The sequence below is a fragment of the Pseudomonas sp. GM17 genome (genome assembly GCF_000282175.2).
GTDB lineage: Bacteria > Pseudomonadota > Gammaproteobacteria > Pseudomonadales > Pseudomonadaceae > Aquipseudomonas > Aquipseudomonas chlororaphis.
This window is the reverse complement of record NZ_CP124732.1, coordinates 2,823,424-2,835,023: the sequence shown is the minus strand read 5'-3', so window position 1 is coordinate 2,835,023 and position 11,600 is coordinate 2,823,424. Positions and strand designations below refer to the sequence as shown.

The window sequence follows — 11,600 nt, the reverse complement described above, 5'->3', positions numbered from 1 at the left end:
ACATGAGCGCAAAAGTCTGGCTGGTGGGTGCGGGCCCTGGCGATCCTGAACTACTGACCCTCAAGGCCGTGCGTGCCCTGGGCGAGGCGGATGTGGTGCTGATCGACGATCTGGTGAATCCGACGGTGCTGGAGCACTGCCCCCGGGCACGGGTTATTGCCGTGGGTAAACGCGGAGGCTGTCGTTCGACACCCCAGGCGTTCATTCATCGGCTGATGCTGCGCTACGCCCGGCATGGCAAGTGCGTGGTACGCCTCAAGGGTGGCGATCCGTGCATCTTCGGCCGTGGCGGCGAAGAAGCGCAGTGGCTGCAGGAACGTGGCGTCGAGGTGGAACTGGTGAACGGCATCACGGCCGGCCTGGCGGGAGCTACCCAGTGCGGTATCCCGCTGACCCTGCGCGGTGTCGCCCGTGGCGTCACCCTGCTGACGGCCCATACCCAGGACGACAGCAGCCTGAACTGGCAAGCCCTGGCACAAAGCGGTACGACGTTGGTGATCTATATGGGAGTGGCCAAACTGGGTGAGATCCGTGAACAGCTGATCGCTGGCGGCCTGGCGCCGCATACCCCGGTGGCCATGATTGAAAACGCGTCCCTGCCCGAGCAACGGCTGTGTCGGAGCGATCTGCACGCCATGCAGGACGATGCCCATGCCTTCCAGCTGAAAAGCCCGGCCATCCTGGTCGTCGGCGAAGTGGCCGCTTGCGGTGCACAACTGCCCGCCCTTTCCGAAGCGGCCCTGGCGGCGGCATTCTCGGCCTGACTCCAGGCGCGTTCATCAAATCGCGGACAAAGAAAAACCCGGCCTAGGCCGGGTTTTTCAAAGCTGCAAGCTACAGATTACTGAGCTTGTTGAGCTTGTGCTTCAACCTGCGCTTCTACGCGACGGTTTACAGCGCGGCCAGCTTCAGTTGCGTTGTCAGCAACTGGGCGGGACTCACCGTAACCAACGGATTGAACGCGGCTCGACTCAACACCGTACTGGCTGGTCAGAACTTGCTTAACGGCGTTTGCACGACGCTCAGACAGTTTCTGGTTGTAAGCGTCAGGACCGACGGAGTCAGTGTGACCTTCAACAACGGTGGTGGTTTGTGGGTACTGCTTCATGAAGTCAGCGAGGTTCTTGATGTCAGCGTAGCTGTTAGGCTTAACGACCGACTTGTCGAAGTCGAACTTCACGTCCAGCTCAACACGAACAACTTCAGCAACCGGAGCTTCTGGTTCTGGAGTTGGCTCTGGAACTGGAGCAGGAGCTGGAGCAACCTTGCCAGCGTTGCCGCCGAAGTTCACACCCAGACCAACCAGAGCGGAGTAGTCCCACTTGCCGTTGTCCATTGCGTAGTCGGCTTCAACGCCGGCACGAGCGAACAGGTTGTCGGTGAAGTAGTACTTAACACCGGTACCGATGATAGCCAGGGTCGACTGGTCGCGACCGCTGTGGCCGTCAGCCAGGACGTTGGTACGGCTCTGGTGACCGAAACCACCGGAAACGTATGGACGCAGGGAGTCCACGCCAGCTTGACCGAAGTGGTAGGTAGCCAGCAGGCTGCCGGTGTCACCTTTGATCTTCTGGTTGCCAGTGCCGTCGTTCGAACGGGTGTGGTTGGTTTTGTCGTAGTTCAGGTCCAACGACAGGTCATCGGTCAGGAAGTAGCCGATACGAGCGCCTGGGTTGAAGCCGTCTTCGATGTGCTTAACGCTGTCGTTGTACTGTTTTTTGTAAAACAGTTCACCCTCGACCGCGCCTTGGCCTTGCGCCAGAACGCCGAACGAAGTCACGGCAACAATAGAACCAATGGCAATGCCCAAGGTGTTTTTCAGTTTCATCCGTTAAATCCCCATCTGGTGATTGTAAAGCAGTCCCACATACCGGGGGACAACTCGGCGGTAAGTCTATCAGAACTTACCTAGACGTAAGAGATATTTGCGCCGAACTAAGTTTCAGCAATGCCTGCAAATTTCTCACGCAATTTATCAAGCGCACGCTTGTACCGCATTTTCGTAGCACTCAACCCCATGTGCATGATGTCTGCGATCTCCTGGAACTCCAGTTCTGCGACGAATCGTAGCACCAGAATCTCCCGATCGATCGGGTTCACATGCACCAACCAGCGGTCAAGTCCGCCCTTTTCCTCAGGTTTCGGCGCCTTATCTTCAGACGCTTCCTCGAGGGGATCAAGACTTAACGCATCCATCAAGCGGCGTTTCCGCCGTTCTTTCCGATACTGCGTGATGCATTCGTTGTACGTGATGCTATAGAGCCATGTCTTGAACTTCGATTTCCCCTCGAAGTTCTTGAGGCCATACAGCACCTTCAACATCACCTCCTGACAGACATCGTCAGCATCACGATCGTTCCCTAAATAACGTGCACAAACGTTGAAGAGGGTTCGCTGATAGCGTCGCATCAACTCTTCATACGCACGCGTTACGTGAAACAGCTCCGTGTGCGAGCGCGCAACCAACTCCTCGTCAGAGAGCTCACGGGGGTCATAGCGCGTGGATAGCGATTGGGCTTTATTCAAAACGAGTCGGGCCGACAGTCAGGTCAATGTCCACCGCAGCCCAGACACGGGCATTTTGCGGCGGCATACATTAGCAGGGTTTGCCGGGTTAGCGGCTACTTACATGCTGCTCCAGCATGATCCGATTGGAGAGCGAGACCAGCTCGCCCTCATCGGTCAGCAGTGTAGTCTTAACCGTGCCGATCTCCTCGATCTGCCCTTCGACCTCGCCAACTCGCACTTGTTGCCCAACCTGATACAACTCACGCACATAGATTCCCGCAAGAATCTGACCGGCAATATCCCGGCTTCCCAACCCCATGGCCAAGGCAACAGCCAGACCAACGGTAATCAAAACGATCACGATCACATGGTTGAGCAGGTCGGTTTTGACCTCCAACTGACTGATCGCAACGGAAATACTGATGATGATCACCAGGCCCTGGGCGATTCGCCCCAGGCCACTGGCGTAATCCAGACCGACCCCTTCGGCCGCTCCGCGCACCAGCCCATTGGCCAATTGCGCCAGCAATACCCCCACCAACAGCACCAGCGCGGCCCCGAAAACCTTCGGTAAATACAACGCCAGCATGTCGAGCGTAGCCGAAACCCGCTCCAAGCCAAGGGATTCTGCAGCAGAAACCAGAAAAATCAGTAATACGAACCAATACACGATTTTACCGATCAAGGTAGAAATCGGTACCTGCAAGCCCGCACGGGACAGCAGCTTGGTCAAACCGGTACCGCCCATCAAACGGTCCAGGCCCAGTTTGGCGAGCAATTTGGAAAGCAGGGTATCAAGCAGTTTGGCAACCACAAAACCCAGCAGCAGCACGACCAGCGCGCCAAACAGATTGGGAATGAAGTTCGCTACCTTGGTCCACAACGCAGTCATCGCAGTGACGAGGCTCTGAGTCCAGAGATCAAGTTCCATATTCAATCAGCCTTATCAGCAGTGCGAGCAGTAGGTTTACGACGGGAAACCGGCGAGATATGGGCCGATCCGTTATTCAGAGCAATCATCAGCGCCGGCAACCAGCGGCCGAGCAGGCTGAACAGATCGCCCGCTCCCACCTGCCGGTTGGCGGTTTTCAGTACGCGGCCCAGGCACGCATCGTCGTCCCGGGTGGACGGTGTGGCCTTGAGCATGTCACGCAACGACTGTTCAAACGGATCGTGCATACGCACCTCTCGATATGTCAGTGAAAGACGCGATCAAAATTCCTTGGGTCACATAGTTCATGATCAGACCCAGCGCAAACGTCGGAATAACCACCACTGTCCCAGCGCGACCAGCGCCATCAACAGGCAGGCCACCAGAAACCCGTAGGGGCTGTTGGAAAGCGGAATGCCTCCCACGTTGATCCCCAGCAAGCCGGCCAGAAAACTCATCGGCAGAAAGACCCCGGTGATGATCCCGAAGCGAAACATGATGCGGTTCATGCGCACGCTCAGGCGCCGGTCTTCGGCCTCCAGCACAAGCCCCACGCGCTCTCGGGTCAATTCGAGCTCTTCCAGGTAGCGGGTCAGGCTGTTGTTCAATTCATTCCAGTAATCGCCATCGTCATCGGCGAACCAAGGCAGCCTGATGCGGCTGAGCTGACCGAAAATATCCCGCTGCGGAGCGAGGAAACGCTTGAGTCCGGCAGCCCGTCGACGAATCTGCAGAATGTTGCTGTGCTCGGGGGTATACCGTTCGTCGGCATCCAGTTTTTCTTCCTCGGCATCGACCACTTCCGACAGGTCGCTGACCAGATCCTGCACTTTATGGGTCAGGTACTCAGCCATATAAAGGATGAGTTCGGAAGCGGTTTTCGGTCCCTTGCCTTCACCCAGTTGCACCAGCAGCTCATCCGTCGCGCGCAATGGCCGCAGGCGCAGGGAGATCACTCGCTGGGCCGAACCGAAGATGCGTACCGAAACCATGTCCTCCGGCTCGGCACCGGGGTTGAGGTTGATGCCGCGTAAAAACAGCAGGAACTCGGAGTCCGGCAGCGCCAACAGGCGCGGCCGGGTGTTTTCTTCGAGTAGGAGGTCACAGCTGAACTCGCTCAGACCGCTGGATTTACGCAGCCAGGTCTGGGTTTGCGGATGGCTGCGATCCCAATGCAGCCAGAGGCTCTCATGGGCTTGCAGTTGCAAGTCGTCCAGTTCAGTTCGGGCAATCGCACGCGCACCACCTTTACCGTCCAGCACCAGGGCATGTACCAGCCCCCATTGCGCGTTGTCTTCCTCGAACATCCTCATCCCTTGCTTGGTCGACTGCTTATTCGGGCATTTTCAGCGGGCTTGGCGAAACGATCACGCCATTGTTGTCGGCATAGACATATTCGCCCGGACGGAACGTCACCCCGGCAAAAGTCACCACCACGTTGAGATCGCCAATGCCGCGCTTGTCGGTTTTCATCGGGTGACTGGCCAGCGCCTGAACGCCCAGGTCGGTTTGCGCGATGACATCGACATCACGGATACAACCGTAGATCACCAGCCCTTCCCAACCGTTCTTCGCCGCCTTCTCGGCCAGCATATCGCCCAGCAGCGCACGGCGCAGGGAGCCGCCACCGTCGACCACCAGCACCTTGCCGTGGCCCTTGAGCTCGACCTGTTCCTTGACCAGCGAGTTGTCTTCGAAGCATTTGATGGTCACGATTTCGCCGCCAAAGGAGTCGCGGCCACCGAAATTGCTGAACATCGGTTCAACCACCTGTACCAGATCCGGGTAGGCGTCGCACAGGTCGGGAGTGAGGTAATGATTCATCGAGAAACTCCTGTAATGGAAAGAACACGTCGCGGTGTCGGAATTCGCAGGGTTCATGCTGAGTGATACGAGGGCAGACGGAGAATGTTTAACATTTCAGCTAGCCCTCACCATACGCCAATTTCAGCAGGCTCGGCGGCACGAACAAGATGCTTGACCGGAGACCGAATGTGACCAGAATCGCTCAACGCGTCATATCTTAGCCGCAAGCGCATCGGAACGAAATGCTCTTGTCAGAGCCTTCTGAACTCAACTGGCGGCAGCCAGTTCAGTGCCCGACGCCAACAACGGGCTCTGCTGATCCTTCAACCAACGCGCGACCAAAGGCCAGACTTCGGCCTGGGCGGCTTTGCTCACCAGCATCTCCACATGGCCGAAATTGCCGCTGAACCCTTGTTCGCGCCCCAGGCAGACAAACTGCTTATGCTCGGAACTCAACTGGTCAAACAGCTTGCGACAAGCCCAGGTCGGATCCTGATGATCCCCGGCCGCGCTCACCGCCAATACCGGCAGCGAAACATCGGACAAGCCGGCCCACCAGTCCTTCTGCCCATCGCCGAAACGCCCGAACAGCCCGTACCAGCGCATGCCTTCCAGGGCCAGGCCAATGGGCTCGTCCTCGGGACCGCGCTTGAGTCGCGAGCCGGACAACTGGGCAAAACGCTTGAGAATGAAACGACCGCCCCACTCCACCGCCGGGATTTTCAATGGCCAATAGGTGCGGCTGACCTGACAGCCGAACAGCGCCGCCGACGCCACTGCCGGCTCTCCCAGGTACTGGCCGCCCAGGGCCGCCGCCAGGGTAATGCCGCCCAGGGAATGACCGATCCAGTGCGGAACCTGGCCGCTTTGTTCCCGCACGAAGGCGCCGATGGCAGGCAGATCGTACTGCGCATAGTCGGCGACGCGATTCTTGCGATAGTCGGCATTGCGTCGCGACAGGCCGTGACCGCGCATCTCGGGGATCCATACATCGAAGCCCATGCGCGCCAGATACGCGCCCAGGCCGATGCCCTTGGGCGAATACCAGAAACGCCGATTGGAGAAGCTGCCGTGCAGCAGGATCACCGGGACACCGCGGGATTCGGGCTCGTCCGCCATCCCCAGGCGGGTGACGGCCAGCTCGACCGTGGCGTCCGGGCTATTGCCGGGCTTCAGGCGGTAGACGTCTTCACTCAGGTCACCTCGACGTTCGGCACTGATCAAGGCGACGGGAAACAGGTTGCTGCTGCTTTGCATAATGCTCTTGCACAAAAAAGGGCGGCTTCCAGATGGAGCCCGCCCTACTTGAATCTCAAAGCCCCGGCCAACCCGAAGGCTGGCCGGGGCTTCATTCTGCTTAGACCGCACCCTGCCCCTCGGCCAGGAAGAACCAGGTTTCCAGTACGGAATCCGGGTTCAGCGAGACGCTTTCGATGCCCTGTTCCATCAGCCACTTGGCCAGGTCCGGATGGTCGGACGGGCCCTGGCCGCAAATACCAATGTATTTGCCGGCCTTGTTGCAAGCGGCGATGGCGTTGGCCAGCAGTTTCTTGACCGCCGGATTACGCTCGTCGAACAGGTGCGCGATGATGCCCGAATCGCGGTCCAGGCCCAGGGTCAGCTGGGTCAGGTCGTTGGAGCCGATGGAGAAACCATCGAAGAACTCGAGGAACTCTTCGGCCAGGATCGCGTTGGAAGGCAGCTCGCACATCATGATCACGCGCAGGCCGTTTTCACCGCGCTTGAGACCGTTTTCAGCCAGCAGATCCACCACTTGGCTGGCTTCACCCAAGGTACGGACGAACGGCACCATGATCTCGACGTTGGTCAGGCCCATGTCGTTGCGCACGCGCTTGAGGGCGCGGCATTCGAGCTCGAAGCAGTCACGGAAGGATTCGCTGATGTAACGCGAAGCGCCGCGGAAGCCCAGCATCGGGTTTTCTTCTTCCGGCTCGTAGAGCTTGCCGCCGATCAGGTTGGCGTATTCGTTGGACTTGAAGTCCGACAGGCGCACGATGACCTTTTTCGGCCAGAAGGCCGCAGCCAGGGTGCTGATGCCTTCAACCAGCTTGTCGACGTAGAAACCGACCGGCTCGTTGTAACCGGCGATGCGCTTGTCGACGCTGTCCTTGATTTCATGGGGCAGGCCGGCGTAGTTCAGCAGCGCCTTGGGGTGCACGCCGATCATACGGTTGATGATGAACTCCAGGCGGGCCAGGCCGACACCGGCGTTCGGCAGCTGGGCGAAGTCGAAGGCGCGGTCCGGGTTGCCGACGTTCATCATGATCTTGAACGGCAGCTCCGGCATGGCGTCGACGGAGTTTTTCTTCACGTCGAAGCCCAGCTCGCCTTCGAAGATGAAACCGGTGTCGCCTTCAGCACAGGACACGGTCACGCCCTGGCCGTCTTTCAACAGTTCGGTGGCATTGCCGCAACCGACAACGGCCGGAATCCCCAGCTCGCGCGCAATGATCGCGGCGTGGCAGGTACGGCCGCCACGGTTGGTGACGATGGCGCTGGCGCGCTTCATCACCGGCTCCCAGTCCGGGTCGGTCATGTCGGATACCAGCACGTCGCCGGCCTGGACCTTGTCCATCTCCGACACGTCCTTGATGATCCGCACCTTGCCGGCGCCGATGCGCTGGCCGATGGCGCGACCTTCCACCAGCACGGTGCCGGTCTCCTTCAACAGGTAACGTTCCATGACGTTGGCCTGGGTGCGGCTCTTCACGGTTTCCGGACGGGCCTGGACGATGTACAGCTTGCCGTCGTCGCCGTCTTTGGCCCATTCGATGTCCATCGGGCACTTGTAGTGCTTCTCGATGATCATCGCCTGCTTGGCCAGCTCGCTGACTTCGGCGTCGGTCAGGCAGAAACGCGCGCGATCGGCCTTGTCGACGTCGACGGTCTTGACCGAGCGACCGGCCTTGGCTTCGTCGCCGTAGATCATCTTGATCGCCTTGCTGCCCAGGTTGCGGCGCAGGATGGCCGGGCGACCGGCTTGCAGGGTGCCTTTGTGGACGTAGAACTCGTCCGGGTTCACCGCACCTTGAACGACGGTTTCACCCAGGCCGTAGGCACCGGTGATGAATACCACATCACGGAAGCCCGACTCGGTGTCGAGGGTGAACATCACGCCGGCGGTACCGGTTTCCGAACGCACCATGCGCTGCACGCCGGCAGACAGGGCGACCAGCTTATGGTCGAAGCCCTGGTGCACGCGGTAGGAAATGGCGCGGTCGTTGAACAGGGAAGCGAAGACTTCCTTGGCGGCGCGAATGACGTTCTCGACGCCACGGATATTGAGGAAGGTTTCCTGCTGGCCGGCGAAGGAAGCGTCCGGAAGGTCTTCGGCGGTAGCCGAGGAGCGCACGGCCACGGCCATGTCAGGGTTGCCCGCGGACAGCTTGGCGAACGCGGTGCGGATTTCGCTATTCAGTTGCTCGGGGAACTCGGCTTCCATGATCCATTGACGGATCTGAGCGCCGGTCTTGGCCAGAGCATTCACGTCATCGACGTCCAGGGCGTCGAGCGCGGCGTGGATCTGGTCGTTAAGACCGCTCAATTCGAGAAAATCACGATAGGCCTGGGCCGTCGTGGCAAAGCCTCCAGGGACGGATACACCGGCGCCTGCAAGGTTACTGATCATCTCGCCCAGGGATGCGTTCTTGCCCCCCACATGCTCTACATCATGGACGCCGAGCTTATCGAGGGAAACTACGTACTCTACCAAGGTGATCTCTCCACTAACTGTGTTGGAAAAGCTCAGAAGCCGGCTGCTCGGGGGAGCGCTTGCCAGCTGTATGGCCTGGACCTGGAAAATAAGTGAGAATGCGGGCCATTGGAGGCCGGCAAATCGCGCCTATCATATCCAAGATTCGTCACTAGCTTAAGGCCCAAGGTGCAAATGAAACGATCTGCTTTCTTTATCTCCGACGGTACCGGCATCACCGCTGAAACCCTCGGCCAGAGCCTCCTGGCGCAGTTCGAAAACATTACCTTCAGCAAAATCACGCGGCCGTATATCGACAGCGTAGATAAAGCGCGGGCCATGGTACAACAAATCAACATCGCCGCCGAAAAGGACGGATTTCGCCCGATTATCTTCGACACCATCGTCAATCAGGACATCCGTGAGATCCTCGCGACGTCCAATGGTTTCATGATCGACATCTTCTCGACCTTCCTCGCCCCCCTGGAGCTGGAGTTGAGCGAGCACTCGTCGTACTCGGTCGGCAAGTCCCACTCCATTGGCGGCAACTCCAACTATATGGAGCGGATCGAGGCGGTGAACTTCGCCCTCGACAACGACGACGGCGCCCGCACCCACTACTACGACAAGGCTGACCTGATCCTGGTCGGCGTGTCGCGCTGCGGCAAGACCCCGACCTGCCTGTATATGGCCATGCAGTTCGGGATCCGCGCCGCCAACTACCCGCTGACCGAAGACGACATGGAACGCCTGCAGCTGCCGACGGCCCTGCGCGCCCACCAGCACAAGCTGTTCGGCCTGACCATCGACCCCGACCGGCTTACCGCCATCCGCAACGAGCGCAAGCCCAACAGCCGCTACTCGAGCTACGCCCAGTGCGAGTTCGAAGTGCGCGAGGTGGAAAACCTGTTCCGCCGCGAGAACATTCCGCACATCAATTCCACCCATTTCTCGGTGGAAGAGATCTCGGCGAAGATCCTCGTGGAAAAAGGCGTCGAGCGGCGCTTCAAGTAGCGTTATCTGACCAATAGAAGGCTATCGCGAGCAATCGAACGTCGACCGGCTGCTCCTGCATGGTTTACAAGATCTTGTAGGAGCGAGCTTGCTCGCGATCGGACCAACGGTCCGCCCTGCTCTCAAATCACCAACAGATCCACGAACCGGTGCACCGCCGTGGCTTCCAGCTGCGCCTGGTCCTTGCACAGGGCAAAGATCTGCGCTGAACGCTGGGCCGTGAAGCGGGTGGCCAGGTTGGCCTTGAACTTGTCTTCCAGCAGCGCAATGCCTTCGGCGCGACGCCGGCGATGGCCAATCGGGTATTCCACCACCACCTGCTCGGTGCTCGAGCCATCCTTGAAAAACACCTGTAGCGCATTGGCGATGGAGCGCTTGTCGGCCTCCAGGTACTCGCGGGTGTAGCGCGGCTCCTCGACGACCTGCATCTTCTCGCGCAACTGATCGATGATCGGATGGGCGGCATGGAAGCTGTCTTCATAGTGCTCGGCCACCAGGTTGCCGAACGCCAGCGGCACGGCGGTCATGTACTGGATGCAGTGGTCGCGGTCGGCGGCGTTGGCCAGCGGGCCCACCTTGGAAATGATGCGGATCGCCGATTCGTGGGTGGTGATGACGATCCTGTCGATCTCGCACAGGCGATTGCGCACCAGCGGGTGCAGGGTCACCGCCGCCTCGCAGGCGGTCTGCGCATGGAACTCGGCCGGGAAGCTGATCTTGAACAGCACGTTTTCCATCACATAGCTGCCGTACTGCTGCGACAGGCTGAAACGGCGCTGGTCTTCGGGCTTGAGCGCCAGGTCCTTATTGGTGTGGCTGAACAGCACGTCGTAGAAGCCCCACTGCGGCGCACTCAGCACTCCCGGGATACCCATCTCGCCACGCAGGGCGATATCCGCCAGGCGCACGCCACGGCTGGTAGCATCGCCCGCCGCCCAGGATTTGCGCGAACCGGCGTTCGGCGCATGGCGATAGGTACGCAGCGCCTGGCCATCGACAAAGGCATGGGACAGCGCCGCCAGCAACTGCTCGCGGTTGGCCCCCATCAACTTGGCGGTGACCGCGGTCGAGGCGACTTTCACCAGCAAGACATGGTCGAGGCCGACCCGGTTGAAGGAGTTTTCCAGGGCAATCACCCCCTGGATCTCATGGGCCATGATCATGGCCTCGAGCACCGCGCGCATGGTCAGCGGCGCCTCGCCATTGGCCACGCGTTTTTGCGACAGGTGATCGGCCACGGCGAGAATGCCACCGAGGTTGTCGGAAGGATGGCCCCACTCGGCGGCGAGCCAGGTGTCGTTGTAATCCAGCCAACGGACAATGCAGCCGATATCCCAGGCCGCCTTGACCGGGTCCAGGCGCAAGCGGGTGCCCGGCACCCGCGCGCCAAACGGCACGAGCGTGCCCTCGACGATGGGCCCAAGGTGCTTGGTGCACTCGGGAAAGCGCAGGGCCAGCAAGCCACAGCCGAGGGTGTCCATCAAGCAGTTGCGGGCGGTATCCAGAGCCTCGCGGGACTCGATCCGATAGTTCAGAACGTAGTCGGCGATGTCCTGCAAGACATGGTCGTAATCGGGGCGTTCGTTCAGATCAACGTTGGCGCTCATGGGCAGTTCACTCCATCAAGGG

11 protein-coding genes are annotated in these 11,600 nt (G+C 59.7%); 2 read left to right on the top strand and 9 right to left on the bottom strand.

Translation table 11 applies throughout. The features are described from left to right. The first annotated feature begins 2 nt into the window (after positions 1–2). A complete protein-coding gene (cobA, locus tag PMI20_RS12900) occupies positions 3–764 on the top strand; it encodes a uroporphyrinogen-III C-methyltransferase (RefSeq protein ID WP_007927527.1) in 762 nt (253 codons plus the stop codon). 77 nt (positions 765–841) lie between these two features. On the opposite strand, the gene PMI20_RS12895 is transcribed toward cobA, so the two are convergent. The 8 genes from PMI20_RS12895 to ppsA form a co-directional block, all read right to left on the bottom strand. After that, positions 842–1,828 carry an OmpA family protein gene (locus tag PMI20_RS12895; RefSeq protein ID WP_007927525.1) on the bottom strand — a complete coding sequence of 329 codons (987 nt, stop codon included), beginning with the start codon at positions 1,826–1,828 and terminating at the stop codon, positions 842–844. Between the two features lie 107 nt (positions 1,829–1,935). Next, the gene (sigX, locus tag PMI20_RS12890) at positions 1,936–2,526 is read right to left on the bottom strand and encodes an RNA polymerase sigma factor SigX (RefSeq protein WP_009042922.1); all 591 of its coding nucleotides are present in this window, start codon (positions 2,524–2,526) and stop codon (positions 1,936–1,938) included. A gap of 88 nt (positions 2,527–2,614) precedes the next feature. Next, positions 2,615–3,439 carry a mechanosensitive ion channel family protein gene (locus PMI20_RS12885; RefSeq protein ID WP_007927520.1) on the bottom strand — a complete coding sequence of 275 codons (825 nt, stop codon included), beginning with the start codon at positions 3,437–3,439 and terminating at the stop codon, positions 2,615–2,617. Between the two features lie 2 nt (positions 3,440–3,441). Further along, entirely contained in the window at positions 3,442–3,687 is a 246-nt protein-coding gene (locus PMI20_RS12880) for a hypothetical protein (protein ID WP_007927518.1), read from the bottom strand. 63 nt (positions 3,688–3,750) lie between these two features. Continuing rightward, on the bottom strand, positions 3,751–4,746 hold the full coding sequence (gene cmaX / locus PMI20_RS12875; protein WP_007927513.1) for a divalent cation transporter CmaX: 996 nt from the start codon (positions 4,744–4,746) through the stop codon (positions 3,751–3,753). 25 nt (positions 4,747–4,771) lie between these two features. Next, entirely contained in the window at positions 4,772–5,263 is a 492-nt protein-coding gene (rraA, locus tag PMI20_RS12870) for a ribonuclease E activity regulator RraA (protein ID WP_007927511.1), read from the bottom strand. A gap of 249 nt (positions 5,264–5,512) precedes the next feature. Further along, positions 5,513–6,502, bottom strand: coding sequence for an alpha/beta fold hydrolase (locus PMI20_RS12865; RefSeq protein WP_007927509.1), 990 nt, complete (start codon positions 6,500–6,502; stop codon positions 5,513–5,515). Positions 6,503–6,602: 100 nt separating this feature from the next. After that, on the bottom strand, positions 6,603–8,978 hold the full coding sequence (gene ppsA, locus PMI20_RS12860; protein ID WP_007927507.1) for a phosphoenolpyruvate synthase: 2,376 nt from the start codon (positions 8,976–8,978) through the stop codon (positions 6,603–6,605). Between the two features lie 174 nt (positions 8,979–9,152). Here ppsA and ppsR point away from each other — a divergent pair, with 174 nt between their 5' ends. Then, the gene (gene ppsR / locus PMI20_RS12855; protein ID WP_007927505.1) at positions 9,153–9,971 is read left to right on the top strand and encodes a posphoenolpyruvate synthetase regulatory kinase/phosphorylase PpsR; all 819 of its coding nucleotides are present in this window, start codon (positions 9,153–9,155) and stop codon (positions 9,969–9,971) included. Between the two features lie 122 nt (positions 9,972–10,093). Here the strand turns inward: ppsR and prpD are convergent, their stop codons facing one another. Next, the gene (gene prpD / locus PMI20_RS12850; protein WP_007927503.1) at positions 10,094–11,578 is read right to left on the bottom strand and encodes a 2-methylcitrate dehydratase; all 1,485 of its coding nucleotides are present in this window, start codon (positions 11,576–11,578) and stop codon (positions 10,094–10,096) included. Positions 11,579–11,600: the final 22 nt, after the last annotated feature.